Genomic DNA, 25,396 nt, shown 5'->3' with positions numbered 1-25,396 from the left:
TTTCATACGTTAATAACGTGTTAAATAGAAGATGGTTTTTGACCTTCTATTTGGGCTTGTTACGGAAAAAATTCCCTAGCTAAACACAGATACTACAATATTTCTAGGGAGATTACATGACAAAATGCTAGAATTGGAAAAAATGTTCAATAGGCAGCTAAAATACATGTTGTATTTAATGGGTATTTATGTACTCGGAGTGGGCTTCACTTCACATGATTCAGTCTTCCAAGGATTATTGCTTGGAACTGCCTTCAGCCTATTCATATTCTGGTCAATGGTCAAAAAGAACAAAAAGTTCGCCCAAGAGGTTGCCGAAGGTAAGAAAACGCGCTCCCTTGGCAGTTTAACTAGAATGTCTGTAGCGGGTTTAGCTGCAATTATTGCATTGAGATATCCTGACGAGTTTCAAGTGGTCTGCGTGGTAGTGGGATTAATGACAGTTTACTTTGTCATTATGATAGATTATTTTATGCAAAACATACGTAGGTAGTAAAGAAGAGAGGTGAATACTGTTGAATCATGAAGCTCCTATGTGGGAATTTATGGATACTGGAATACATTTCAACTTGGCTAATGTTCTTATGATGACTATCGCAAGTCTCATTGTCTTCATTATTGCTGTAGCGGCAACTCGAAAACTTGCGATGAAGCCAACAGGAATCCAAAACTTTATCGAATGGGTTATGGATTTTGTGAAAAACATCATCAACAGCAATATGGATTGGCGTACGGGTGGTCAGTTCCTTATGTTGGGAATGACATTAATATTGTACGTATTTGTTTCAAACATGTTAGGATTGCCGTTCTCGATTGTAATAGGACATGAACTTTGGTGGAAATCACCTACATCAGATCCAGCAATAACTTTAACCTTGGCAGTTATGGTAATGGGTTTAACTCATTATTATGGTATCAAGATGAGAGGCATGAAAAATTATGCCAAAACTTATGTCCAACCAATGGGTTTCTTGTTTCCGTTAAAGATTATTGAGGAGTTCGCTAATACGTTAACTCTAGGATTGCGGCTTTACGGGAATATTTATGCGGGTGAGTTACTATTGACTTTACTTGCTGGACTAGGAACAAGTGGTGTTGTGGGTGCAGCCACTGCTGCATTACCGATGTTAGCTTGGGAAGGATTTAGTATCTTTGTCGGCTCCATTCAAGCTTTTATCTTTACTATGTTAACGATGGTTTATCTTTCCCATAAAGTAAGTGACGACCATTAATTATAAATATTGTTCATTATGAACATTATATTGATGAAAAAATAAAACAACATTTCAAGGAGGAAATTTATCATGACAGGTTCTTTAGGTCTTATAGCTGCTGCTATCGCAGTTGGATTAGGTGCACTAGGTGCGGGTATTGGTAATGGTCTTATCGTTGGACGTACAATCGAAGGAATGGCTCGTCAGCCAGAAGCTCGTGGTATGCTTCAAACTACAATGTTCGTTGGTATTGCGTTAGTTGAGGCACTTCCAATCATCGCTGTAGTTATCGCGTTTATTGTAATGGGTAAATAAGATAACTTGAAAAAGTTCAATAATGGCGAAGATGATCCAAGGAGACCCTTCGCCATTGCTCTGTGTTAAAGTGAACATTTATGACAGTGATACTGTCAATCGAAAATACAGAACTTCAATAGTGAATCTCATGAAGGGAGTGAACCGAGCGTGTTAACAAGCAATTTTGTTCTTGGTCAAGCAGCCCACTTTAATGGTGGGGATATCATATACCAGCTTGTAATCTTTATTATTTTGTTAGCGTTGCTTAAGAAGTTTGCATGGGGTCCGCTAATGGGCATCATGAAAGAACGTGAAGAGCATGTTGCGAATGAAATTGAAGCAGCTGAAGTTAGTAGAAAAGAAGCACTGAAATATTTAGAAGAACAGCGTGAAATCGTAAAACAATCTCGCACTGAAGCGGGACAACTTATAGAGAATGCTAAGCAGCAAGGCGAAGCACAACGCGAAGATATTATTAAACAAGCGCGTGCAGAGGCTGAACGTGTTAAAGAATCAGCAAAACGTGAAATCGTTCAAGAGAGAGAAAAAGCAGTTGCCGCCTTACGCGAGCAAGTAGCTTCATTATCTGTCATGATCGCCTCTAAGGTGATTGAGAAAGAACTTTCATCAGCTGATCAAGAAAAACTAATCAATGAATATATTCAAGAGGCAGGAGAAGGTAAATGAGCGATATAACTGTAGCAGGACGTTATGCTGTAGCTCTTTTCCAAATTGCGAAAGAGCAAAATCTCATTAACCAACTTGAAGAAGAGCTTCGCATAGTGAATGAAGTTTTCACAAATGATAAAGAGCTATTGAACTTCTTGGCTCATCCTAAAATGACTAGCGATGCAAAAAATACATTGCTTGCAAATGCATTTGCAAGTCTTTCGTCTTCCGTTCAAAATACTGTAATGTTAATGGTGGAGCGTCATCGTACAGGTGAAGTGACTGCTATGGCACAAAAGTTCATTGAACTTGCGAATGAAGAGAATTCAGTTGCGGATGCGACTGTTTATACAGTTAATCCTTTAACTGAAGCTGAAGCGGAAGCTGTGTCTTCAGCTTTTGCTGCAAAAATCGGCAAACGTAATTTGCGTATCACTAATGTTACGGATAGCAATATTCTTGGCGGCATCAAACTTCAAATCGGTAACCGTATTTATGACGGCACGATAAGCGGGAAGCTTGATCGCCTTAGCAAACAACTATTAGGTTAATATTCACAGATAGGGGTGAAATTCATGAGCATCAAAGCTGAAGAAATCAGTGCGCTGATTAAAAAGCAGATTGAAAACTATCAGTCGGAAATTAAAGTAAGCGATGTAGGTACAGTAATCACTGTTGGTGATGGTATCGCTCGCGTTCATGGTTTAGATAATGCAATGGCTGGGGAGCTCTTAGAATTTTCTAATGGTTCAATGGGATTGGCACAAAACCTTGAGCAAAATAACGTAGGTGTTGTTATTCTTGGACCATTCAGAGACATTCAAGAAGGCAGTGAAGTACGCCGTACTGGCCGTATCATGGAAGTGCCAGTTGGAGAAGAATTAATCGGGCGTGTCGTGAATCCGCTAGGACAACCATTAGATGGTCTTGGTCCAATCGCTACAACAAAAACTCGTCCAATCGAAAGCCCTGCTACAGGCGTTATGGACCGTAAATCTGTTCATGAGCCATTACAAACAGGGATTAAGGCAATCGATGCTCTAGTACCAATCGGACGCGGACAACGTGAGTTAATCATCGGTGACCGTCAAACTGGTAAAACATCAGTTGCAATCGATACAATCCTTAACCAAGCTGACCAAGACATGATCTGTATTTATGTTGCTATTGGTCAAAAAGAATCAACAGTTCGTGGAACAGTTGAGACACTACGTAAAAATGGTGCACTAGATTACACAATCGTTGTATCTGCATCAGCTTCTCAACCAGCACCACTTTTATACCTAGCTCCATATGCTGGTGTGACTATGGGTGAAGAGTTCATGTTCGCTGGCAAGCACGTTTTAGTGGTATATGATGATCTTTCTAAACAAGCATCAGCATACCGTGAACTTTCCTTGCTTCTTCGCCGTCCTCCAGGTCGTGAAGCATTCCCTGGGGATGTATTCTACTTGCACTCCCGCTTACTTGAGCGTGCAGCAAAATTGAATGACACTCTAGGTGCTGGTTCAATTACTGCGCTTCCATTTGTTGAAACACAAGCAGGCGATATCTCTGCTTACATTCCAACAAACGTTATTTCCATCACAGATGGACAAATCTTCTTACAATCTGATTTGTTCTTCTCAGGTGTACGTCCTGCGATTAACGCTGGTCTTTCCGTATCCCGTGTTGGTGGATCTGCACAAATTAAAGCGATGAAAAAAGTTGCTGGTACATTACGTCTGGACTTGGCTTCTTATCGTGAATTGGAAGCATTCTCTCAATTCGGTTCTGATCTTGATGCTGCTACTCAAGCAAAACTTAACCGTGGTGCTCGTACAGTTGAAGTTCTTAAGCAAGATCTAAATAAACCAATTAAAGTTGAAAAACAAGTCATGATTTTCTATGCATTGACTAAAGGTCATCTAGATGATATTCCAGTATCGGATATCCTTCGTTTTGAAGAAGAATACTATGTGTTCCTAGATCGTTCTCATCCAGAATTATTAGATCACATTCGCACAACTAAAGGTCTTCCTGAAGACGCTGCTATCGTTGCTGCAATTAACGAGTTCAAAAAGAACTTCGTTATTTCTGAATAATAAGGTCTAACTAATTTATAAAGGGTGGTGAGAATGAATGGCCTCTTTACGCGATATTAAGTCTCGGATTACTTCAACGAAAAAGACGAGTCAAATTACAAAAGCGATGCAGATGGTATCTGCTTCTAAAATGAACCGTGCTGAAGCTAATGCTAAGGCATATGTTCCATATATGGATAAAATTCAAGAAGTAGTATCAAGTATTGCGAACGGAAGTACGGGTGCATCTCATCCAATGCTTGTCTCACGTCCAGTGAAGAAAACCGGTTACCTGGTAATCACATCGGACCGCGGATTGGCAGGAGCATACAACAGTAGCATCCTTCGCCACGTTCATAAAACTATTCTTGAACGCCATAAATCCAATGATGAGTTCGTCATTATCGCAATCGGAAGGGTTGGCCGTGATTTCTTTGTCAGCCGTAATATGCACGTAGAGCTTGAAGTAACTGGGGTTCCTGATCAGCCGTCTTTCGCTGACATTAGCTCCCTTGCTAAATCAACAGTGAATTTGTATTTAAATGAACTGTGTGATGAGCTATATATGTACTATAACCATTATGTCAGCCCAATCCAGCAGGATGTAACGGAAACGCAAGTCCTTCCTTTAGCTGACTTTAATACTTCCAATGCAGCATTGACTTCTTATGAATTTGAACCGAATGCAGAAGAAATTCTTGAGGTATTACTACCTCAGTACGCAGAAAGTTTAATTTATGGTGCTTTGTTAGATGGTAAAGCAAGTGAGCACTCTGCACGTATGACTGCAATGAAAAATGCAACCGATAATGCGAAAGAATTGATCGACTCGCTTTCATTGCAATATAACCGTGCGCGTCAAGCCGCAATTACTCAAGAAATCACGGAAATTGTTGGCGGTGCAGCAGCTTTAGAATAAAATCATAAAGGGGACGGTCGGCCCGGACGAAGCTTGGCCGTTCCATAATCTCGATAGTCGTTATAAGCAACGTTAGGAGGGAAAACGATGAATATAGGACGCGTTACTCAAGTTATGGGTCCGGTTGTTGACGTGAAATTCGAAGACGGACAACTTCCTAAGATCTATAACGCGTTAAGAATCGAAAATACAGCGTCTGGTACAGGACTAACTCTTGAAGTAGCCCTTCAACTAGGTGATAATACAGTTCGTACTGTAGCAATGTCTTCCACTGATGGTTTAACTCGTGGTGCAGAGACTGTTGATACAGGAGCTCCAATTTCAGTTCCTGTAGGTGAAGTAACTCTAGGCCGCGTTTTCAACGTATTAGGGGAAAACATTGACCTATTTGAACCACTTACAGCAGAGGTGCGTCGTGATCCAATTCACAGGCAAGCACCAACTTTTGAGGACTTATCAACAACCGTTGAAATTCTTGAAACTGGTATTAAAGTAGTAGATTTACTTGCACCTTACATCAAAGGTGGTAAAATCGGTCTCTTCGGTGGTGCCGGTGTTGGTAAAACTGTACTTATCCAAGAACTTATTAATAACATCGCACAAGAGCACGGCGGTATCTCTGTATTCGCTGGTGTAGGTGAGCGTACTCGTGAAGGAAATGACCTTTTCTACGAGATGACTGATTCTGGTGTTATTAAGAAAACAGCGATGGTATTCGGACAAATGAACGAGCCACCAGGTGCACGTATGCGTGTAGCTCTAAGTGGTTTGACAATGGCTGAATATTTCCGTGACGAACAAGGACAAGATGTTCTTTTCTTCATCGATAACATCTTCCGTTTCACTCAAGCAGGTTCTGAGGTTTCTGCCCTTCTAGGCCGTATGCCTTCAGCGGTAGGTTACCAACCAACTCTTGCTACAGAAATGGGTCAATTACAAGAACGTATCACTTCAACTAATAAAGGTTCTGTTACATCCATTCAAGCGATCTATGTACCTGCCGATGACTATACGGATCCGGCTCCAGCTACAACTTTCGCTCACTTGGATGCAACAACTAACCTTGAGCGTAAGCTTTCTGAAATGGGTATCTACCCAGCAGTTGATCCATTGGCTTCTTCTTCTCGTGCCCTTAGCCCAGAAATCGTTGGCGCTGAGCACTATAGTGTAGCACGTCAAGTTCAATCAACTTTACAGAAATATAAAGAACTTCAAGATATCATTGCGATCTTGGGTATGGACGAGTTAAGCGAAGACGAAAAAGTAATCGTTGCCCGTGCTCGTAGAATTCAAAACTTCTTGTCACAAAACTTCCACGTGGCTGAACAATTTACTGGTCAAAAAGGATCTTATGTACCAGTTAAAGAAACAGTCCAAGGATTCAAAGATATCCTAGCTGGAAAATATGACGAACTTCCTGAAGATGCTTTCCGTCTAGTCGGCCGCATCGAAGAAGTTGTTGCTAAAGCAAAAGAAATGGCTTAATTAAAGGGACCTAGGAGGGAATGAAATGAAGACCATTAAAGTCAATGTTGTTACTCCCGATGGCCCAGTATATGATGCAGAAGTTGAAATGGTAAGCACTAAAGCTAAAAGCGGTGAGCTAGGAATTATGGCTGGACACGTTCCAACTGTAGCTCCTCTTGCCATCGGTGCTGTCCGTCTTAAAAATGGAAGCAACACAGACTATGTAGCTGTAAATGGTGGCTTCTTGGAAGTTCGCCCTGATGTGGTAACCATTTTGGCTCAATCTGCTGAAAGAGCTGAAACTATCGATCTTGCACGTGCTCAAGCAGCAAAAGCCCGTGCTGAACAAAGATTGCAGAACAATGATGGATCAAATGATGCCAAAAGAGCTGATTTAGCGCTTAAACGTGCCATCAACCGAATCCAAATTGCAGAAATGCGATAACTTTAATTTATGAAAACACCTGATCAAACCCTTCGTGGTAAGATCAGGTGTTTTTTTATCCAGAAGATTTTTGAGGATTATTGACATTCAATATCGGAATTAGGAAAAAAAGGTCGAATTATAGAGTAAAGTATTTTCCATTTTAAACCTTAGCTCATCGACATGATTTTATCCTAATGTTATAATGTATACGCTTACATTTATTGCTTCATACCCCCTCCTATCACGTTGCTTCTAAAAGAATGTTACCCTGCATAATATTTAAAACGGTATCCAAAAAGAAGACAAGCAAATTTGAATCGCACCCATTTAACATGATTTATCCATAAAGGGAGATGAACATGGGACAGCTGCATATTTACCAAAATAATTATTTAATAGTATTTGTTTTCCTTTGTCTCGGCATTTTATTACCTGTGATCGCTTTATTTCTTGGTAGACTGCTCAGGCCTTATAAACCGACAGATATGAAATATACGACTTATGAAAGTGGAATCGAGCCTTTTCAGGATTCAAGGGTTCAATTCAATGTCAGGTATTATTTATTCGGATTGATGTTCGTCATATTTGATGTAGAAACGGTTTTTCTTTACCCATGGGCGGTTGCCTATGATGAGCTCGGACTGTTTGCATTGATTGAAATGCTGTTTTTTGTCCTGATTCTAATGCTTGGGCTAATTTACGCTTGGAAAAAGAAGGTGTTAAAGTGGAAATGAAGTTGGATGAACTTACCCCTAAAGAAATGGAAGAAATACGCCATAGCATTTTTTTATCCACACTTGAGCAAATAAAAGGCTGGGCTAGAAGTAACTCACTCTGGCCAATGACTTTCGGTTTGGCATGTTGTGCAATTGAAATGATGGGCGTCGGATCCTCTCATTATGATTTGGACCGATTTGGTTCATTTTTTCGGACATCACCCAGACAATCGGATGTCATGATTGTCTCAGGAACGGTAACAAAAAAAATGGCTCCAATAATAAGCAGATTATACGAACAAATGCCAGAACCAAAATGGGTTATTGCAATGGGGTCCTGTGCAACTGCTGGTGGACCTTATGTTCACTCTTACTCAGTGGTCAAGGGGGTAGATCAAATTGTACCTGTCGATGTATATATACCTGGTTGTCCCCCAAACCCAGCTGCACTTATTTATGGGATCAATAAATTAAAAGAAAAAATCCGTTACGAGGCGAAAACCGGAAAGCGGGTGATATAGATGAGTGAAAAGGAGGACTTAGCGAAACAAAAAGCGGAGGCCGCTGCCAAGGCGAAGGCTGAAGCATTGGCCCGAAAACAGGCGAAAGCTGAAAGTGCGGAAAAGCCGGAAGGCGAAATGGACTTAGCGAAGAAAAAGGCGGCAGCGGCAGCCAAGGCGAAGGCCGCCGCATTGGCCCGAAAACAGGCGAAAGCTGAAAGTGCGGAAAAGCCGGAAGGCGAAATGGACATAGCGAAGCAAAAAGCGGCAGCGGCAGCCAAGGCGAAGGCCGCCGCATTGGCCCGAAAACAGGCAAAAGCTGAAAGTGCGGAAAAGCCGGAAGGCGAAATGGACATAGCGAAGCAAAAAGCGGCAGCGGCAGCCAAGGCGAAGGCCGCCGCATTGGCCCGAAAACGGGCGAAAGAAGAAGCGGCGGAAAAGCCGGAAGGCGAAATGGATATAGCAAAACAAAAAGCGGAGGCCGCAGCCAAGGCGAAGGCCGCCGCATTGGCCCGAAAACAGGCAAAAGAAGAAGCGGCGGAAAAGCCGGAAGGCGAAATGGATATAGCGAAGCAAAAGGCAGCGGCAGCAGTCAAGGCGAAGGCAGCCGCCGCTGCCAAAGCGAAAGCGGCGGCTGCTGCGAAGAACAGGACTGCTGTAAAGGAAAGCGAGGAAGTTAACACCCCTAGCGAACTTTCCCCAAATCAGTCAAAACTCGATCAAATTGTTTCTGCTATTGAGAGCCATGTAGGACAAGGGGCATTATTAGAGCACTATATTAATAGATTATCAAAAGATGTACCCACTTTATTGGCTAATCCGGATACATATTTCTCAATAGCAAAATATCTGCGGTACGATGAACAGCTTAACTTTTCATATTTATCGGAACTTCATGGTACGGACTTTGAAACCCATATGGAAATCTATGTACACTTACATTCATTCAAAATGAACCAATCAGTTGCCTTGAAGGTGAAACTTGATAGGGATTCTCCCGTTATTCCATCATTGGTCCCATTATGGTCAGGAGCAAATTGGCCAGAATGCGAGGCGTATGATTTATTAGGTATTAACTTTTATGAACACCCTGATTTAAAGCGGATTTTACTTGGTGAAGATTGGAAAGGGTATCCCCTTAGAAAAGATTATCAGCCTTATGATGTGGAGGTGTAAGCCCAATGTTAAGGACGGAAGAAATGCTTCTCAATGTCGGGCCGCAGCATCCGAGTACACATGGTGTTTTTCGGCTTGTCATCAAGATTGACGGTGAAATTATAAAAGAGGCAACACCTGTCATTGGGTATTTGCATCGCGGTACGGAAAAACTAGCGGAAAATCTGCAATATACACAAATAATCCCGTATACCGATCGGCTCGATTATCTAGCGGCAATGACAAATAATTATGTGCTTTGCCATGCTGTTGAGACAATGATGGGGGTGGAGATCCCCGAAAGGGCAGAATATTTGCGGGTTATCGCAATGGAATTGGGCCGAGTGGCAAGCCACCTTGTCTGGTGGGGTACATACTTGCTGGATATAGGTGCGACGAGCCCTTTCCTATACGCATTTCGAGAGCGTGAAATGATCGTTAATTTATTGACTGAATTGTCAGGGGCACGCCTTACATTCAATTATATGCGTGTCGGAGGCGTGAAATGGGATGCTCCTGAAGACTGGATTTCGAAGGTTGCCGAGTTTGTCCCTTATATGAGGGAGCAGCTTGCCGGTTACCATGAGCTTGTGACAGGGAATGAAATCTTTGTTAATCGGGTTAAAGGGGTGGGCATCTATACGAAGGAAGAAGCCCTGCAGTATTCGCTTAGCGGTGCCAATTTAAGGTGTACAGGTGTGAAATGGGATTTACGAAAAAATGAGCCATATTCCATTTACGACAGGTTCACATTTGATGTTCCTACAAGGGAAGAGGGTGATGCCTTTTCACGCTATCACTGTAGGATGGAAGAAATCGAACAATCACTGAAAATCATCGAGCAGGCGGTTGAGCAATTTCCAGAAGGGCCGATCCTTGCTAAGGTCCCTAAAATAATAAAGGTTCCTAAGGGTGAAGCATTTGTCCGAATTGAATCACCAAGAGGGGAAATAGGCTGCTATATCGCGAGTGAAGGGAAAAAGGAGCCATACCGTTTGAAATTTCGCAGACCTTCATTTTATAATCTGCAAATTCTTCCGAAATTATTGGAAGGGGAAAATATGGCGAACTTGATAACGATATTAGGTGCAATCGATATCGTTTTAGGGGAGGTTGATGGATAAATGATCAAGGATCTTCTCCACTCCGCTCCAGGCCTACTGAATTTTGGCATTTTTTTTGGTTTGGCAGTCCTGCTCCTGTTCGTTGTATTAGGTTTTGTAACCTATGGAATCCTTTCAGAGCGAAAAATCATGGGGTTCATGCAAATGCGTGTCGGCCCAAACCAAATTGGGGGGAAATGGGGTCTCTTGCAGACCGTTGCTGACGTTTTGAAACTTCTGATCAAGGAAGATACGATACCCAAAAAAGCGGATAAGCCGTTATATATTTTAGCTCCGGTAATTGCTTTTGCTCCTGCTTTCATGGTCCTTGCCACCTTGCCGTTCACCGATGCCTTCCAATTTGCAGATATAGGTGTCGGGCTGCTTTATTATATTGCGATTTCCGGCATATCGACCATCGGCATCGTCACTGCGGGTTGGGCATCCAATAATAAATATTCTTTGATTGGCGGAATGAGGGCAGCCGCGCAAATGATATCTTATGAGATCCCATTGGTGATGTCGCTAGTGGGAATCGTCCTCCTAACAGGCAGTTTAAACTTGAATGATATAGTTGCAGCCCAGGAAAAGGTTTGGTTCATTTTTCTTCAGCCGATTGCGTTTATCGTGTTTTTTATTGCAGCGGTTGCCGAGTTGAACAGGGTTCCTTTTGACCTTCCGGAAGCGGAATCCGAACTTGTTGCAGGCTATCATGTTGAATACTCTGGATTTCGATGGGCTTTCTTTATGTTATCCGAATATGTGTATATGTTTGCAATGGCAACGTTAACCACTGTATTATTTTTAGGGGGATGGAATTCTATTCCGTTTTTGGATTTTATTCCGGCAGCCATCTGGTTCGGTCTGAAGTTCAGTGCCGTATTCTATGTATTGGTCTGGATTCGTGTAACCTTTCCTCGTATAAGGGCCGACCAATTGATGGAATTCGGATGGAAAGTGCTGCTTCCGGTTGCATTAGCAAATATATTTTTGACGGCACTAATAAAAGAATTGATTAACCTTTTTTAGAAACTTATGCTGGTCGGAAAGCGAGGGATTTATATGCTTGGTTTAGCAAAAGGTTTAACCTATACATTAAAGAACTTGACGAGGAAAAAAGTGACCTATGACTACCCGAATGAGCCGCTTCCGCTCCCTGACCGATTCCGCGGAATCCAAAAATTCTATCCCGAAAAGTGTATTGTATGCAATCAATGCGTGACGATTTGTCCAACGGATTGTATTCAATTAACTGGTAAGAAACATCCGGATCCATCGAAAAAAGGGAAAATCATCGATACGTATGACATCAATTTCGAGATTTGCATTTTATGTGATTTATGTACGGAGGTCTGCCCTACAGAAGCGATCGTGATGACGAATCAATTCGAGCTGGCGGAGTATAGCCGTGATCATCTATTTAAAAATCTGGAATGGCTGGATGAAAATGATGAAAATATCCGGAAGGTGAATAAAGTATGAGTTTGTCGGGTGAATTAATTGCCTTTATTGGTTTAGCACTCGTCGCGATATTAGGCGGGGTGCTGCTGATTACGCTAACAAAAGTGGTGCACATGGTAATTGCACTTGTTTTTACTTTCTTGGGCATTGCAGGCATTTATATGTTGCTTTCGGCCGAGTTTGTCGCCATTGTCCAAATCCTTATTTATTCAGGGGCGATCACGATCGTGATGCTATTTGGGATCATGCTGACAAAACACCAGGAAAATGATCCACCCGCTAAAGGGGGCTGGGGGAAATTCTCCTTGCTCGCAGCGATTGCTGGATTCGCCGTGGCGGTTTATCTGGGAATTTATAATCTGGATATACCAGTACAGCCAACGGCCTTGCATGAGGAAAATACAAAGCAAATAGGAATCGAACTTTTTTCGAAATATGTGATTCCATTTGAAGTGATGTCGGTACTCCTGCTTGTTGCTTTAGTCGGTGCCATAGTATTGGCAAAAAAAGATGATGAGGAGGGAGATCGTTCATGACGGGAGTTCCCTTGTCTGCTTACCTTGTTTTGGCACTCGTATTATTTTGTATAGGGCTGTATGGTGCCTTGACGAAAAGAAATACGGTCATTGTTTTGATTTCAATCGAGCTGATGCTGAACGCTGCGAATATCAATTTAGTTGCCTTCAGTAAATTCGGGGTAACGCCATCCATTACGGGCCAAGTTTTCTCCTTATTCACGATTACGATTGCTGCGGCCGAGGCAGCTGTAGGGCTGGCTATACTAATGTCCCTTTATCGCAATCGGAAGACGGTCAATGTCGATGAAATGGAAATAATGAAGAATTGAAGGTTTATATAAATGAAGAAGGGGATTTGATACGATGATGGAGCACGCATGGCTCATACCGATCTTTCCACTCGTCACGTTTCTGGTTCTGCTTCTATCAGGCGGGCGGTTGCGGGAACGAGGGGCTTTTATAGGAATAATATGTACATTGGCTTCGTTTGTTTTATCGTTGCTTGTCCTGATAGAACGATTTAAAGAACCCACTTATGATATATCGATAGATTGGCTTTCCTTCGGAGGGACAGAACTTACAGCTGGATTCGAAATCAATCAGCTTAATGCCTTGATGCTTGTGATCGTTTCCCTTGTCAGCCTGCTTGTCCAGATATATTCGAAGGGGTATATGAAGGGTGAAGTGCGATTCTCCATTTTTTATGCTTATCTGGGCTTCTTCACCTTTGCCATGCTTGGTCTAGTCATGGCACCCAATTTATTACAGCTTTATATCTTCTGGGAATTGGTCGGGGTGGGTTCTTTCCTGCTCATCGGGTTTTACTTTTATAAACTGGAAGCTAAGGCTGCAGCGAAGAAGGCATTCATCATGACCAGGATTGGGGATGTAGGGCTCTTGATCGGCATCATTCTCCTATTCTGGGAAACAGGCAGCTTTGAATATGGAGAGATCTTTCAAGCCGTTCAATCGGGCATGATATCAAGTGGAAAACTGACATTAATCGCTATTTTGATTTTCATCGGTGCGGTTGGAAAGTCTGGACAATTTCCACTTCACACATGGCTTCCAGATGCAATGGAAGGCCCGACTCCGGTTTCGGCATTGATACACGCAGCAACCATGGTTGCTGCAGGGGTTTACCTGGTAGCTGCCATGTTTCCGTTATTCATGGCTAGTTCAGCTGCGATGCAGGTCGTAGCAATAACAGGTGGAGTAACAGCCATATTTGCCGCAAGCATTGCCATAGTGCAAAAGGATGTTAAGCGTGTATTGGCCTATTCGACAATCTCTCAGCTCGGTTTTATGATGCTTGCTTTGGGTACTTCGGGATATGTGGCCGGGGTGTTTCATTTAATGACCCATGCCTTTTTTAAAGCATTGCTGTTTTTGGCAGCTGGCAGTGTTATTCACGCAATACATACACAGGATATGGAGAAAATGGGCGGTCTATGGGGTAAGTTGAATTGGACCGGGCCGCTGTTCTTGACTGGCACTTTGGCGATATCGGGGTTTCCGTTGCTCTCGGGTTTTTTCAGTAAGGATGAAATTCTGATGGCTGCCTGGGAGAATGGTAGTTATATATTGTTTGGTCTAGCGGTGGTTACCTCCTTTTTAACTGCGTTTTATATGTTCCGGCTGTTTTTCATGATGTTTGCAGGCGATTCGCGCAGTCAAGTAAAACAAGTCAAGGAATCACCTTCCATCATGTTAATTCCGATGCTCGCACTGGCTGTGCTTGCTGTAATCGGTGGGTATATCCAAACACCGTGGTTTGGAACTTTCCTTGGGGAGTGGCTTGTGGAGGGAAATGAAACTCTTCTAGGAGCCAGCCATAGTGAGGGGCCCGTTTGGATAATGTTGATGGCTGTGCTTGTATCGCTGGCCGGGATATACCTTGCTTATATGATATACGCTAAAAAGAAGCTGCCTCGGGAATGGCTTGTCAAAGAAAACTCCGGGGTATATAGGGTTTTGGAAAATAAGTATTATATAGATGAGATTTACCATCTTACTGCAGGTTATGCAATCAAAGGCTTTAGTATATTCCTATCTTATATTGAAAGGTTCATTATCGGTGGCCTGGTTTCCACTGTAACAAGTTCAATAGAAGGATTGGGGAAAATAGGGTCTAAACTGCAAACGGGGCAGGTACAGCAATATGGCATGATAGCCTTTCTGGGACTTGCGGTACTGTTGGTGATTTTTGCAGTGACTGGGGGGTATCTAAGATGAATGTCTATTTGCTCTCACTTTTAGTGTTTTCACCGCTGCTGGGCATAGTGATGGTTGCCCTTATGCCGAAAAAAGAGGAAAGGACCATTAAACAATTTGGCATTTTCGGAACACTGCCTCCCCTTTTCCTATCGTTCTTTCTATGCAGCCAATATTATTCGGGTGTGGCCCTATCCTTATTTGACATTAAGTTGAATTGGATCAGGTTTGGGAACTTGGAGATGTATGATCCCAAGCTCTTCACGGTTGACTTTGAGTTGGGGCTGGATGGATTAAGCCTCATCTTCATATTACTGACAACAATCATTTCATCACTGGCCGCCCTCGCATCCATTTATATAAAAAAAGAATGGAAAGGGTATTATTTGTTATTCTTGATCCTGGAGACCGGAATGCTCGGTGTCTTCACGGCAGAAAATTTGATTCTTTTTTTCATCTTTTTTGAAATGACATTGATTCCCGCTTTCTTTTTAATTGGTAGATGGGGCTTTCTGGAGAGGGAGAAGGCTTCTTATAGTTTTCTGATTTATAATGGCATTGGTTCAGCCGTTTTATTGGTGGCCATTTTGATTTTGTTTGCCAGGACAGGTACCACTAACATTGCGGCATTGACACAGATGATGACAATGGGCGGTGTTTCGCTTTTTGCACCCATATCCGGTTCGATGAAATATGGTTTATGTCTCGCCTTTCTCGTTGCATTTGCGATAAAGCTGCCCGTCTTTCCCTTTCACAGCTGGATGGTGCGGGTCCATGCAGAAGCACCTCCATCCATAGTCATGATACATGCGGGGGTCTTATTGAAAATAGGGGCATACGGAATCATCCGGTTTGGAATGGGGATATTTCCTGAACAATATAAAAGCTTGGCCTTTACCATTGTCCTGTTTGGGGTCCTCAGTTTTTTATATGGTGCATTTCTAGCGTTGGTACAAACGGATTTCAAGCTCGTTTTAGCCTACTCGTCAATCTCACATATGGGTATCGTCATGATGGGGCTGGGAGCCTTGAATGAAGCGGGCATTCAGGGAGCCATTTTTCAAGTCATCTCACACGGGCTAATTGCCGCTTTGTTGTTTTTTCTGGTGGGAGTGTTGTATGAGCGTACGGGAACCACGATGCTTCCTAAGCTTGGGGGATTGGCCAAGTCGATGCCGATTTTTTCAGGGTTTATGTTAGCCAGTGGGCTGGCTTCACTCGGTTTACCTGGCATGTCCGGCTTCATCAGCGAATTCATGGTATTTCTTGGCTTATTCAAAAGTCAGCCGTTGCTTGCGGGAATAGGGGTGATCGGGCTGGTATTAACCGCTGTTTACGTACTGAGGGCGGTCATGCTGATTACTTTCGGAAAAAATGATAGCTTGATAGAAACAGAGAAACGGGACTTTAGGGGCTGGGAGTTTTTTCCGGCATTGGTTCTTCTCGGTTTGATAATAACTGTTGGAGTATATCCAAATTTGTTAGGCGGGCCTCTTCAAGGAACGATTGAAGCCATGATGCTAGCTCTAGGGGGGCGATGAAGGATGGATTGGAACACGATGCTTTCTTATGATTGGGGAGCGATGATGCCGGAATTCATCATCCTTGGAACGGCCATGTTTCTTTCGATATTGGATTTATTTTGGCCGAAGCACTTTAATCGGAGAAAACTGGCATGGCTCGCGTTAACCGGAATCATTTTGGCCTGTTTGTCACTGATTAGCCTGCTTTCATTTGAGACAGTCAGTATCTTATCCGATACGTTTCGTTTGGATTCATTTGCAAAAGCTTTTAAGCTGCTGCTATTATTCGGAGCGGCCCTGATCATCCTTCTGGCTGAAGGATATGAACCGCATGAGGGGCTGCGGGAGCACCGGGGGGAATTTTATTATCTGTTCCTGACCGCTTTGCTTGGAGCGATGGTCATGTCCTCAAGCGGTGATTTGATAACGCTGTTCGTTGGACTGGAACTGCTTTCACTTTCATCTTATATATTGGTCGGAATACGCAAGCATGATCGGAAGTCCAACGAAGCGTCCATGAAGTATGTGATAAACGGAGGCATTTCCACGGCGATCACTTTATTCGGAATGAGCTATTTATATGGAGTGACCGGTTCCGTCAATCTAGGCGAAATGAGCCGGACGATGGCTGCAATGACGGACGGCCAGCTGCAATACATTATGGGACTCGCTTTTTTCATGGTATTTGTCGGTGTATCCTTCAAGATAGCTGCCGCCCCATTTCATATGTGGGCGCCGGATGTCTATGAGGGGGCACCGACACCGGTCACAGCCTTCTTGAGCGTAATTTCGAAAATGGCGGGTTTCGTCATCATCCTGCGCATTTTTCTCTCGTTGTTCCTAACAGCTTCCGGTGATACGTTCGGAGCGCTCGACTTTTTGGAAAAAAATAATATTTATATAGCTTCATTGGCGGGGCTGACGATCATCATTGGAAATGTGGTTGCGTTAAGGCAGCAAAATTTAAAACGATTGTTCGCCTATTCAAGCATCGCCCATGCGGGTTACCTGCTAGTAGCGGTGGCAACATTGGGCGGGGGGTATTTCCTGCTGGATACTGTCTGGTTTTATCTAATGGCTTATGTATTGATGAATATAGGTGTATTTGCAGTCATCCAGCTGCTCTCCAGTCAAAGTGGGTCAGAAGATATTAGCATTCTTGCAGGGCTGGGGAGGAAATCACCGTATCTTGCCATGGCATTCACCGTATTTATCCTGGCGCTTGCTGGAATTCCCGGGACGACAGGTTTCATTGGCAAGCTCAATATTTTTCTTGGAACATTCATAACGGAGCCTGGACATTTTGTCCTCGCGGGAATCATGATTGCAGGAACCATTGTTTCCTATGTGTATTATTTCGGATTATTGGTGCAGGTCTTTTTCCGGCCCATTCATTCGGAGATGGTCATTAAAATTCGTCCGGGTCTATACGCCGTGTTGATCATTTGCGTGATAGGCACCATTCTTTTCGGGGTGGCACCAAATATTGCCTTTGATTTTATCCATGATCAATTTGGCGAATTTACAGACTTTATTTCAAGTAAATGATATAATGCCTGTATCAGAGGCTTGTTCCATTGGATCAAGCCTCTATTTACAGTTTTAAAAAGATATTTTGCAATTCTTCCTTTTAAATTCCAAATATGCAGGGGTTTTGTGTTAGAATAGAATTTGGGTGTCTTTTAGGAGGTATGTACATGTTTTCTGCAATGGGACAGCAGGCTTTAACAGGGATTATTGCACACTTGTTTTTCATCGCAGTTACCTGGTGGGCTTTACAGGCATTACATTTTGATAAAATCTTAAGATCCAATTCGGTCATCAAGGCCAGGGTTTTATATATTTTATTGACGGTTGCCATCGGTTCAGTTGTAAGTAATTTCTTCCTCGACTACCTGGGATTTGCAAATCAACTTCCGTATATGTTTAGTAATGACTGATAAGCTGTAAGAGTTTTCTTATAGCAAAATATGATTCTACTCTTGTATTCGCTTTTGCTTCCTGCCAGTTTAAGGGGAAGTTGTCACCAATTGTCGGAAAACTTGAAGTATGATCTCTCTCCTTATGGAAAGAATGTGTAAAAGGGGAGGGATTTAACATGTTTAATTTAAACAAAAAAATGTTAACATACATAGTATTTCTCGGTTTGACGGTGATTTTAATTGGGAATAGTACGATTGTGGCAGAAAGTAAACCAGATATAGTTAAAATGGTGGGACTGTTACAAAAAGATGAAGATTTGGACATAGGGGATTGGTCTGTACTCACTAGAGAAATAAATAAAGAGATTACAACTAAACAAGAGTTTGAAAGCGAAGTTACAGCTTTAAAACGAAAATACCCTCAATTTCAATGGCACCGGAAAGATGATGCTTCCGGCTGGAAGGCTGAGGCGTTAACTTACAATGTCGATTCAGGTCTGACCGAGTCTATTAAAATAATGACAACGGAAGAGAAATTTGATAAAGTTACCTATGTTATTTACGAAGTGGAGGGGAAAGAGTGGAAGGAAGCCAATGCGGCATTTTTTACTGCTACGTTCCAAAACAGGGTGAATGACCTATTTATAGGAACTCCCTCAATTTTTTCTTGTATTAAAGGGTCTATCAATGATAATATGGATTCGGTTTTAAACTCTAAAACTGAAGACCTGTTAGATATGTTCCAAGCAAGGGAAATTGAGAGTGTGCAAGAAAAAAACTTTACATCTATATCTGCACATTCAACATTGTTTAAACAACCATTGACAAAAGAAAAATTAAATTTGCAGTTTGGGCTACGGACAGAAGGATTGGGTGACCGAACGAACTTTGTAGTTGGCACACCAATCATAACGTTTGAATATTAATATAGAGAAAATGGACGCGGAGGGGAATACTTTTGGAAAAAATCATCGTCCGCGGCGGAAAAAGGCTTAGCGGGACAGTTAAAGTAGAAGGTGCTAAAAACGCCGTTTTGCCAGTTATCGCTGCAACATTATTAGCAAGTGATGGGAAAAGTATCATTAAAGATGTTCCTACGCTCTCCGATGTATATACAATCAATGAAGTATTGCGCAACTTAAATGCTGATGTTGCCTTTCATGACAATCAAGTAACTGTAGATGCATCAAGAGAGTTATTAGAAGAAGCACCATTTGAATATGTACGTAAAATGAGAGCTTCCGTTTTAGTGATGGGCTCATTACTAGCAAGGAATGGCCGGGCCCGCGTTGCTCTTCCTGGTGGCTGTGCCATCGGATCACGTCCTATCGACCAGCATTTAAAGGGCTTTGAAGCGATGGGAGCAAAAGTGAAGGTCGGCAATGGTTTCATTGATGCCGAGGTAGAAGGCAGACTTAAGGGTGCAAGAGTTTATCTTGACTTCCCGAGTGTGGGTGCCACTGAAAACATCATGATGGCAGCAACACTTGCTGAAGGTATAACTATTCTTGAAAATGTGGCCAAAGAGCCTGAAATTGTAGATCTTGCGAATCTCCTTAATAAAATGGGTGCCAAAGTCAGAGGTGCCGGTACCGGTACGATGAGAATCGAAGGTGTCGATAAATTATATGGCACTGAACATACGATTATACCTGACCGTATCGAAGCTGGTACATTCATGACTGCGGCTGCTCTTACTGGCGGCAATGTTCTTGTTCAAGGAGCTGTACCTGAACACCTTACTTCCCTTATTGCTAAAATGGAGGAAATGGGCGTTCAAATTCTTGAAGAAGAAGATGGATTACGCGTTATCGGTCCCAAAACCTTGAAGGCCATTGATATCAAAACAATGCCGCATCCTGGTTTCCCGACTGATATGCAATCGCAAATGATGGCATTATTACTTCGTGCAGAAGGAACAAGTATGATTACGGAGACCGTTTTCGAAAACCGTTTTATGCATGTTGAGGAATTCCGTCGCATGAATGCCAATATTAAAATAGAAGGTCGTTCCGTTATCGTTAATGGACCTACTAACATTCAAGGTGCTGAAGTAGCTGCAACAGACTTACGTGCCGCGGCAGCGCTCATCCTGACTGGATTGGTTGCGGATGGCATTACACGTGTTACAGAATTGAAGCATCTTGACAGAGGGTACGTGAATTTCCATGGCAAATTGGCATCCCTAGGTGCAGATGTGGAACGTATTAACGAAGATGTACCTGCTGAAACAAAAAAAATTGCAGATTTAAACGCATAAATAGCTTATAGAACCATTCACGTTCGAGTCATTGAACCGTGAATGGTTTTTTTTGTCTTGATCCGGACTCATCGACTACAGTTAAATAGAGATGTCGTTTTTCTATTCATAAAAGCTTGTCCTTCGACATACATTTGTTATGTAAAGATACCTGCTGGATACGATTATATACGGCAGAGAAAACAAGTGTAGGGAGGCTCAGGAATTTGAAAGCAATCAAACCGATGATCGTACTATTCATAGCAGTAGCATTCGTAATTGTCATGATTCCGGCAGTGCTTGTGCTTCCATTTTCAAATGATAAGACAAGTGGTCAGTTGACAGAACAATTAGAAAAGAAAGTGAAGAATGAGGGTAAAGAGGTAGCTGCAAATGAAATGAGTTCAGTAGAAGTTGCGGTTTACCGAACATCTGCAAAGAAGATTGAAAAACTGCCGATTGAATCGTACTTGACTGGTGTGGTTGCGGCTGAAATGCCAGCGGATTTTGAAGAAGAAGCTCTGAAGGCTCAAGCATTGACAGCGAGAACTTACATTGTCAATCAGCTTATAAGCGAAAGTCGATTGGGCTTGCCGGATGGTGCCGATGTCAGCGATACGGTCATGCACCAAGTTTATAAGAATAATGATGAGCTGAAAAAACAGTGGGGCTCTGATTATAAATCGAAGATGCAAAAAATTAACAAGGCTATAAAAGAAACTGCGGGTCAAATTTTAACCTATGAAGGAAAACCGATTACTGCCACTTTTTTTTCGACAAGTAATGGCTACACGGAGAATTCCGAGGACTATTGGCAAGCTGATTACCCCTATTTAAAAAGTGTATCCAGTCCATGGGATAAAGAAGAATCACCAAAATTTTATAATAAAGTTGTAGTGGATACTGCCGATTTTGAAAGAAAACTGGGTGTAAGTCTTTCTTCGGGAACATCAATAGGGACTGTCATTGAAAGAACATCTGGCAATCGCGTAGGTGTTGTGGAAATCGGAGGAAAGAAAATGACAGGAAAACAGATTCGTGAGAAGCTCGGGCTGACATCATCCGATTTTGACTGGGAGCGTCAAGGTAACCAGATTGTCATCACGACAAAAGGATCCGGACACGGAGTTGGAATGAGCCAATACGGTGCTAATGGCATGGCCAGGGAAGGTAAAACCTATGAAGACATCGTGAAATATTATTATAAAGGCGTCAAAGTTCAGTCTTCAAGTAAGTGGCTGAATACGATGACAGCAAAAAAATGAGAGATGGGAATCCCCATCTCTCATTTTTTTGCGCTTAATTTTTCTATAATGGTCAAAAAGCCCCGTTCACGCTTGAAATAATGATATTGGACATGAAAATAGACTGCAGCTACTCCTATGGTATCTTTTATGACGTCTATTAAGGTAGAGGAGCGGTATGGGACGAAAGATTGGTGGTATTCATCAATAACTCCGTAAAGGCAAGCCACAAGTGCCGCCAACAGGCTTAAACCAGGTTTCAGCTTTTGGTTTGCAGCAAGGGCGGAAACTAATAATATATACAAAAGGGCAAATTCGACCAGATGAAGTGCCTCTTTGATAAATCGGTCAATTGAGGATGAGGGAAGATCAAGAATCATATCATCGGGGTTGCTCGACATTATCCAAATGGCAATCATATATAGAAAAGGCAATAACGTTAACACAAGTTTAAAAGCTTTTTTCATGATTTAAACATCCTTCAACAGTAAGATACCAAACATTTTACCATTCTACGAATAAAATCGGTTTCATTTCCACAAAATAAATCTAAAAAATTTTTTTCCTGTATGTATATAATCTTAACAAAATGTTCAGAATGATTGCTGAGGTGATTAATATGAGAGAGGAAGAAAAGAAACCAACTTCCACAATCCGACGTATACTAAAACAACGTTGGGCATTATCAGCAATCTATATCGCAAGTGCAGCCATAATCTTAGCCGCGGCCTTCTTATTACAAAATAGTTTTGACGATTCAGCTAAAGATGGCAAAGAGGAATCAGCTGAAACAGGAAAAAACTATGGTGAGCCTTCTGTAGAGGTTAATAGTAATCTTGAGACAATCAAGATGCCTGTAGCCGATGCAGACAAAACGGTTATCAAGAAACAGTTTTATGATGTGAATGCGGATGAAAAGGCACAAGAAGAAGCATTGGTTTTCTACAACAATAGATATGAGCAAAACAAAGGTATAGACATTGCAATGGAAGATGGAAAGACTTTTGAAGTAAAAGCTTCCTTAAGTGGAAATGTAACGAAAGTTCAAGACGATGCGTTACTTGGAAATTTAGTTGAAGTAGAGCATGAAGATGGCGTTGTTACCCGTTATCAATCTGTTAAAGACATTAAGGTTGCAGTCGGTGACAAAGTGAAACAAGGACAAGCAATTGCTACAGCTGGAAAAAGCCAAATCAATGAAGAGGCTGGCGTACATGTACACTTCGAAATCAGAAAAGATAACATTGCATTAAACCCACTTGATTTTGTTGATAAACAAGCTTCTGCGATTCAATCGGCAACTGAAGCCGAAGGCAGCGAACTTGAAGATTCAGCCAATAAAGAAGAAACACCTGCAGTCGAAGGATCTGAAGCTGATAAAGAGGAAACACCTGCAGTTGAAGAATCTGAAACTGGCACGGAGCAAGCTCCTGCAGTTGACGAAACTGACGAGAGCACTGATTTAGAGAGTGGCACTGATGAGGAAGGCTCTGTCCCTGGTGAAGATACAACTGAAGAAAGCGATTCCTTAAAAGATTCGTTAAATCAATCTAATTAAGATTAAGATTTTTAATAAAATCAAAACAAAAACCTAAAGCGTTACGAATGACGACAACTGAAAATTTGGTAAAAGGAGGCCGTTCACTTTGAACGGCTTCCTTTTTTTTCGAGGAAATATCGGCCAATATGCTGAAACCTTTGAATTTCTGACAAATTTCTCGGGAAATAATTTACGCTTAATGAAATTAAACAGATGAAATTCAGAAATAAATCCAAACCTCCTGTCCCATTAGGCATATATTCTTAACCAAGCTAATAAGATGTTATAAACCATGCAAAGAGAGTGTTTGAGGTGAGGAATCGTTTATTACAAATTATCTAATAGGTGAATAATTCTATCTTTCATTGTTTATAGGGCAGCGGTATTCGATTCGAAAAATACGAATCTCATTTCACACTTCTCACATCCAATTTGGGGAGGTCGAGTGGTGTGCACGATTACATCAAAGAAAGAACTATCAAGATAGGAAAGTATATCGTGGAAACTAGAAAAACAGTCCGCGTCATTGCAAAAGAGTTCGGAGTCTCTAAAAGCACGGTTCATAAAGACTTAACTGAGAGGCTGCCAGAAATTAATCCTGATTTGGCTAACGAAGTGAAGGATATATTGGATTATCATAAATCCATTCGCCACCTTAGAGGTGGAGAAGCGACAAAATTAAAATATAAACGTTCTGAAAGAGAAGAAGAAATCGTTAAATGATACTTGAATCATTCCGGCAATAGGAATTGAATCGGGGACTGAATAAGGTGACATGAAAGTAATGTCAGCTTTTTTCTTAACCTTGATTGCGGTTCCATGCCGGGATTTTTTTATGGGGAAATGCGGAAAATTTAGTACATAAGGCACTGATCTTTTTTACATATTGGCAAAAAAGGGAATAATAGTATTTATTAGTGTTTATTTATAATTCATACTTACTTGTGTCAATGCAATATGGTAAAATAAACAATTAGGACAGAAGTAGGTTATATGTGAGGATATTCAAGGAGGATTTAAGAAATGTTTGCTAGAGATATTGGGATAGATCTTGGAACAGCCAATGTTCTTATACATGTCAAAGGTAAAGGAATTGTGTTAAATGAGCCTTCGGTAGTTGCGATTGATAAGAATACGAACCGTGTTCTTGCTGTCGGGGAAGAAGCTCGTAAGATGGTAGGCCGTACTCCAGGAAACATCATCGCAATCCGTCCTTTAAAAGACGGTGTCATTGCGGATTTTGATGTGACAGAATCGATGCTTAAGCATTTTATCAATACATTGAATGTGAAAGGCTTCCTTTCAAAGCCTAGAATTTTAATCTGCTGCCCGACCAACATAACAAGTGTCGAACAAAAAGCGATTAAAGAAGCTGCTGAAAAAAGCGGCGGAAAAAAAGTATTCCTTGAAGAAGAACCAAAAGTGGCTGCAATCGGTGCCGGTATGGATATTTTTCAACCAAGCGGCAATATGGTCGTGGACATTGGCGGGGGTACAACGGATATTGCCGTTCTTTCAATGGGGGATATCGTTACATCTTCTTCTATTAAAATGGCCGGTGACAAATTCGATAATGAAATTTTAAATTATATCAAGCGGAAGTACAAGCTCCTTATTGGTGAGCGTACAGCGGAAAACATCAAAATCCAGGTTGCAACCGTATTCCCTGGCTCCCGAAATGAAGTCATCGATATCCGTGGGCGCGATATGGTATCGGGATTGCCTAGAACCATTTCGGTCAACTCGGAAGAAATTGAGGAAGCTCTCCGCGAACAGGTTTCCATCATTGTACAAGCTGCAAAAAGCGTGCTTGAGCGGACACCGCCAGAACTTTCTGCTGATATCATCGACCGCGGCGTCATTTTAACAGGCGGAGGAGCATTGCTTCACGGGATTGATTTACTCCTTGCTGAAGAACTTAAGGTCCCAGTACTCATTGCCGAGCAGCCAATGGATTGTGTAGCAATCGGAACCGGTATCATGCTTGATAATATGGATAAATTGCCACGGCACAAATTCAACTAAAAAGCGGATGGAAATCCGCATCATAAGATAGGGGTCTAAGGTTCAGACAAACGTGAAGCATAGTGAAAGTGCGTGCAGTTCTAGTACAGATGAGCAATAGGCCCTCTTCTTTTAATCGAGAATTTAACACCATTCCTTTAAATCTGACCTAGCCTACGATATAGACAAATTCTTCTGCCT

At 42.0% G+C, this 25,396-nt stretch carries 28 protein-coding genes; 27 read left to right on the top strand and 1 reads right to left on the bottom strand.

Annotated elements, in window-relative coordinates; all coding sequences use genetic code 11:
* Positions 1–124 precede the first annotated feature (124 nt).
* The 24 genes from QNH43_RS26685 to spoIID all read left to right on the top strand — a co-directional run bounded on the left by QNH43_RS26685 (position 125) and on the right by spoIID (position 21,672).
* Entirely contained in the window at positions 125–493 is a 369-nt protein-coding gene (locus tag QNH43_RS26685; RefSeq protein ID WP_063234155.1) for an ATP synthase subunit I, read from the top strand.
* A 22-nt stretch (positions 494–515) separates the two neighbouring features.
* The gene (gene atpB / locus QNH43_RS26680; protein WP_076368353.1) at positions 516–1,232 is read left to right on the top strand and encodes a F0F1 ATP synthase subunit A; all 717 of its coding nucleotides are present in this window, start codon (positions 516–518) and stop codon (positions 1,230–1,232) included.
* A gap of 72 nt (positions 1,233–1,304) precedes the next feature.
* Positions 1,305–1,529 (top strand): F0F1 ATP synthase subunit C, encoded by a 225-nt coding sequence (atpE, locus tag QNH43_RS26675; protein WP_034315818.1) that lies wholly within the window; start codon positions 1,305–1,307, stop codon positions 1,527–1,529.
* A gap of 150 nt (positions 1,530–1,679) precedes the next feature.
* Positions 1,680–2,198: a F0F1 ATP synthase subunit B gene (gene atpF / locus QNH43_RS26670; RefSeq protein ID WP_076368352.1), complete on the top strand. Its 519-nt coding sequence runs from the start codon at positions 1,680–1,682 to the stop codon at positions 2,196–2,198.
* Positions 2,195–2,731 carry a F0F1 ATP synthase subunit delta gene (locus QNH43_RS26665; RefSeq protein WP_283916338.1) on the top strand — a complete coding sequence of 179 codons (537 nt, stop codon included), beginning with the start codon at positions 2,195–2,197 and terminating at the stop codon, positions 2,729–2,731. The genes atpF and QNH43_RS26665 overlap by 4 nt, the downstream gene beginning before the upstream one ends.
* Before the next feature lie 24 nt (positions 2,732–2,755).
* Positions 2,756–4,264 carry a F0F1 ATP synthase subunit alpha gene (atpA, locus tag QNH43_RS26660; RefSeq protein WP_034315812.1) on the top strand — a complete coding sequence of 503 codons (1,509 nt, stop codon included), beginning with the start codon at positions 2,756–2,758 and terminating at the stop codon, positions 4,262–4,264.
* Between the two features lie 37 nt (positions 4,265–4,301).
* Entirely contained in the window at positions 4,302–5,162 is an 861-nt protein-coding gene (locus QNH43_RS26655; RefSeq protein WP_076368350.1) for a F0F1 ATP synthase subunit gamma, read from the top strand.
* Between the two features lie 87 nt (positions 5,163–5,249).
* On the top strand, positions 5,250–6,647 hold the full coding sequence (gene atpD, locus QNH43_RS26650) for a F0F1 ATP synthase subunit beta (protein ID WP_076368349.1): 1,398 nt from the start codon (positions 5,250–5,252) through the stop codon (positions 6,645–6,647).
* 25 nt (positions 6,648–6,672) lie between these two features.
* On the top strand, positions 6,673–7,074 hold the full coding sequence (locus tag QNH43_RS26645; RefSeq protein WP_076368348.1) for a F0F1 ATP synthase subunit epsilon: 402 nt from the start codon (positions 6,673–6,675) through the stop codon (positions 7,072–7,074).
* Between the two features lie 341 nt (positions 7,075–7,415).
* Complete coding sequence (locus QNH43_RS26640) at positions 7,416–7,790, top strand: NADH-quinone oxidoreductase subunit A (protein ID WP_283916337.1); 375 nt, start codon at positions 7,416–7,418, stop codon at positions 7,788–7,790.
* The gene (locus QNH43_RS26635; protein WP_283918460.1) at positions 7,787–8,293 is read left to right on the top strand and encodes a NuoB/complex I 20 kDa subunit family protein; all 507 of its coding nucleotides are present in this window, start codon (positions 7,787–7,789) and stop codon (positions 8,291–8,293) included. The genes QNH43_RS26640 and QNH43_RS26635 overlap by 4 nt, the downstream gene beginning before the upstream one ends.
* Positions 8,294–9,448: an NADH-quinone oxidoreductase subunit C gene (locus QNH43_RS26630; protein ID WP_283916336.1), complete on the top strand. Its 1,155-nt coding sequence runs from the start codon at positions 8,294–8,296 to the stop codon at positions 9,446–9,448. It abuts the gene before it with no gap.
* Between the two features lie 5 nt (positions 9,449–9,453).
* Entirely contained in the window at positions 9,454–10,551 is a 1,098-nt protein-coding gene (locus QNH43_RS26625; RefSeq protein ID WP_076368344.1) for an NADH-quinone oxidoreductase subunit D, read from the top strand.
* Entirely contained in the window at positions 10,552–11,559 is a 1,008-nt protein-coding gene (nuoH, locus tag QNH43_RS26620) for an NADH-quinone oxidoreductase subunit NuoH (protein WP_283916335.1), read from the top strand.
* A gap of 33 nt (positions 11,560–11,592) precedes the next feature.
* Entirely contained in the window at positions 11,593–12,012 is a 420-nt protein-coding gene (nuoI, locus tag QNH43_RS26615) for an NADH-quinone oxidoreductase subunit NuoI (protein WP_048685828.1), read from the top strand.
* Positions 12,009–12,527, top strand: a complete 519-nt coding sequence (locus QNH43_RS26610) for an NADH-quinone oxidoreductase subunit J (protein WP_283916334.1) — start codon at positions 12,009–12,011, stop codon at positions 12,525–12,527. The genes nuoI and QNH43_RS26610 overlap by 4 nt, the downstream gene beginning before the upstream one ends.
* Positions 12,524–12,838 (top strand): NADH-quinone oxidoreductase subunit NuoK, encoded by a 315-nt coding sequence (nuoK, locus tag QNH43_RS26605; RefSeq protein ID WP_076368341.1) that lies wholly within the window; start codon positions 12,524–12,526, stop codon positions 12,836–12,838. Before QNH43_RS26610 ends, nuoK begins: the two co-directional genes overlap by 4 nt.
* 34 nt (positions 12,839–12,872) lie before the next feature.
* The gene (gene nuoL, locus QNH43_RS26600; protein ID WP_283916333.1) at positions 12,873–14,744 is read left to right on the top strand and encodes an NADH-quinone oxidoreductase subunit L; all 1,872 of its coding nucleotides are present in this window, start codon (positions 12,873–12,875) and stop codon (positions 14,742–14,744) included.
* On the top strand, positions 14,741–16,264 hold the full coding sequence (locus tag QNH43_RS26595; protein ID WP_283916332.1) for a complex I subunit 4 family protein: 1,524 nt from the start codon (positions 14,741–14,743) through the stop codon (positions 16,262–16,264). Before nuoL ends, QNH43_RS26595 begins: the two co-directional genes overlap by 4 nt.
* 3 nt (positions 16,265–16,267) lie before the next feature.
* Positions 16,268–17,794: an NADH-quinone oxidoreductase subunit NuoN gene (nuoN, locus tag QNH43_RS26590; protein WP_283916331.1), complete on the top strand. Its 1,527-nt coding sequence runs from the start codon at positions 16,268–16,270 to the stop codon at positions 17,792–17,794.
* 149 nt (positions 17,795–17,943) lie between these two features.
* A complete protein-coding gene (locus QNH43_RS26585) occupies positions 17,944–18,186 on the top strand; it encodes a DUF1146 family protein (RefSeq protein ID WP_101223821.1) in 243 nt (80 codons plus the stop codon).
* A gap of 158 nt (positions 18,187–18,344) precedes the next feature.
* Complete coding sequence (locus QNH43_RS26580; protein ID WP_283916330.1) at positions 18,345–19,094, top strand: YwmB family TATA-box binding protein; 750 nt, start codon at positions 18,345–18,347, stop codon at positions 19,092–19,094.
* A 32-nt stretch (positions 19,095–19,126) separates the two neighbouring features.
* Positions 19,127–20,428 carry a UDP-N-acetylglucosamine 1-carboxyvinyltransferase gene (gene murA / locus QNH43_RS26575; protein ID WP_076368336.1) on the top strand — a complete coding sequence of 434 codons (1,302 nt, stop codon included), beginning with the start codon at positions 19,127–19,129 and terminating at the stop codon, positions 20,426–20,428.
* A 206-nt stretch (positions 20,429–20,634) separates the two neighbouring features.
* Entirely contained in the window at positions 20,635–21,672 is a 1,038-nt protein-coding gene (gene spoIID / locus QNH43_RS26570; protein WP_260320848.1) for a stage II sporulation protein D, read from the top strand.
* 20 nt (positions 21,673–21,692) lie between these two features.
* Here the strand turns inward: spoIID and QNH43_RS26565 are convergent, their stop codons facing one another.
* The gene (locus tag QNH43_RS26565) at positions 21,693–22,118 is read right to left on the bottom strand and encodes a VanZ family protein (RefSeq protein WP_283916329.1); all 426 of its coding nucleotides are present in this window, start codon (positions 22,116–22,118) and stop codon (positions 21,693–21,695) included.
* 152 nt (positions 22,119–22,270) lie between these two features.
* Here QNH43_RS26565 and QNH43_RS26560 point away from each other — a divergent pair, with 152 nt between their 5' ends.
* The 3 genes from QNH43_RS26560 to QNH43_RS26550 all read left to right on the top strand — a co-directional run bounded on the left by QNH43_RS26560 (position 22,271) and on the right by QNH43_RS26550 (position 25,216).
* Complete coding sequence (locus QNH43_RS26560; protein WP_283916328.1) at positions 22,271–23,209, top strand: stage II sporulation protein SpoIIQ; 939 nt, start codon at positions 22,271–22,273, stop codon at positions 23,207–23,209.
* Positions 23,210–23,641: 432 nt separating this feature from the next.
* The gene (gene spoIIID, locus QNH43_RS26555) at positions 23,642–23,914 is read left to right on the top strand and encodes a sporulation transcriptional regulator SpoIIID (RefSeq protein ID WP_034315767.1); all 273 of its coding nucleotides are present in this window, start codon (positions 23,642–23,644) and stop codon (positions 23,912–23,914) included.
* A 300-nt stretch (positions 23,915–24,214) separates the two neighbouring features.
* Positions 24,215–25,216 (top strand): rod shape-determining protein, encoded by a 1,002-nt coding sequence (locus QNH43_RS26550; RefSeq protein WP_283916327.1) that lies wholly within the window; start codon positions 24,215–24,217, stop codon positions 25,214–25,216.
* Positions 25,217–25,396 lie beyond the last annotated feature (180 nt).

This window comes from Peribacillus simplex (genome assembly GCF_030123325.1).
Lineage (GTDB): Bacteria > Bacillota > Bacilli > Bacillales > DSM-1321 > Peribacillus > Peribacillus simplex_D.
Note: the sequence above shows the minus strand (reverse complement) of the source record. Positions and strands in the feature narration are given on the sequence as shown.

Bases quoted from the DNA above. Each gene is read 5' to 3' on its own strand.
- QNH43_RS26640 (WP_283916337.1), top strand. From the start codon at position 7,416: ATGGGACAGCTGCATATTTACCAAAATAATTATTTAATAGTATTTGTT.
- QNH43_RS26645 (WP_076368348.1), top strand. From the start codon at position 6,673: ATGAAGACCATTAAAGTCAATGTTGTTACTCCCGATGGCCCAGTATAT.
- QNH43_RS26665 (WP_283916338.1), top strand. From the start codon at position 2,195: ATGAGCGATATAACTGTAGCAGGACGTTATGCTGTAGCTCTTTTCCAA.
- nuoN (WP_283916331.1), top strand. From the start codon at position 16,268: ATGGATTGGAACACGATGCTTTCTTATGATTGGGGAGCGATGATGCCG.
- QNH43_RS26625 (WP_076368344.1), top strand. From the start codon at position 9,454: ATGTTAAGGACGGAAGAAATGCTTCTCAATGTCGGGCCGCAGCATCCG.
- atpD (WP_076368349.1), top strand. From the start codon at position 5,250: ATGAATATAGGACGCGTTACTCAAGTTATGGGTCCGGTTGTTGACGTG.
- QNH43_RS26560 (WP_283916328.1), top strand. From the start codon at position 22,271: ATGAGAGAGGAAGAAAAGAAACCAACTTCCACAATCCGACGTATACTA.
- atpE (WP_034315818.1), top strand. From the start codon at position 1,305: ATGACAGGTTCTTTAGGTCTTATAGCTGCTGCTATCGCAGTTGGATTA.
- QNH43_RS26610 (WP_283916334.1), top strand. From the start codon at position 12,009: ATGAGTTTGTCGGGTGAATTAATTGCCTTTATTGGTTTAGCACTCGTC.
- QNH43_RS26635 (WP_283918460.1), top strand. From the start codon at position 7,787: ATGAAGTTGGATGAACTTACCCCTAAAGAAATGGAAGAAATACGCCAT.
- nuoH (WP_283916335.1), top strand. From the start codon at position 10,552: ATGATCAAGGATCTTCTCCACTCCGCTCCAGGCCTACTGAATTTTGGC.
- QNH43_RS26630 (WP_283916336.1), top strand. From the start codon at position 8,294: ATGAGTGAAAAGGAGGACTTAGCGAAACAAAAAGCGGAGGCCGCTGCC.
- QNH43_RS26655 (WP_076368350.1), top strand. From the start codon at position 4,302: ATGGCCTCTTTACGCGATATTAAGTCTCGGATTACTTCAACGAAAAAG.
- QNH43_RS26685 (WP_063234155.1), top strand. From the start codon at position 125: ATGCTAGAATTGGAAAAAATGTTCAATAGGCAGCTAAAATACATGTTG.
- QNH43_RS26565 (WP_283916329.1), bottom strand. From the start codon at position 22,118: ATGAAAAAAGCTTTTAAACTTGTGTTAACGTTATTGCCTTTTCTATAT.
- nuoL (WP_283916333.1), top strand. From the start codon at position 12,873: ATGATGGAGCACGCATGGCTCATACCGATCTTTCCACTCGTCACGTTT.
- nuoI (WP_048685828.1), top strand. From the start codon at position 11,593: ATGCTTGGTTTAGCAAAAGGTTTAACCTATACATTAAAGAACTTGACG.
- QNH43_RS26585 (WP_101223821.1), top strand. From the start codon at position 17,944: ATGTTTTCTGCAATGGGACAGCAGGCTTTAACAGGGATTATTGCACAC.
- nuoK (WP_076368341.1), top strand. From the start codon at position 12,524: ATGACGGGAGTTCCCTTGTCTGCTTACCTTGTTTTGGCACTCGTATTA.
- atpA (WP_034315812.1), top strand. From the start codon at position 2,756: ATGAGCATCAAAGCTGAAGAAATCAGTGCGCTGATTAAAAAGCAGATT.
- QNH43_RS26580 (WP_283916330.1), top strand. From the start codon at position 18,345: ATGTTTAATTTAAACAAAAAAATGTTAACATACATAGTATTTCTCGGT.
- QNH43_RS26550 (WP_283916327.1), top strand. From the start codon at position 24,215: ATGTTTGCTAGAGATATTGGGATAGATCTTGGAACAGCCAATGTTCTT.
- QNH43_RS26595 (WP_283916332.1), top strand. From the start codon at position 14,741: ATGAATGTCTATTTGCTCTCACTTTTAGTGTTTTCACCGCTGCTGGGC.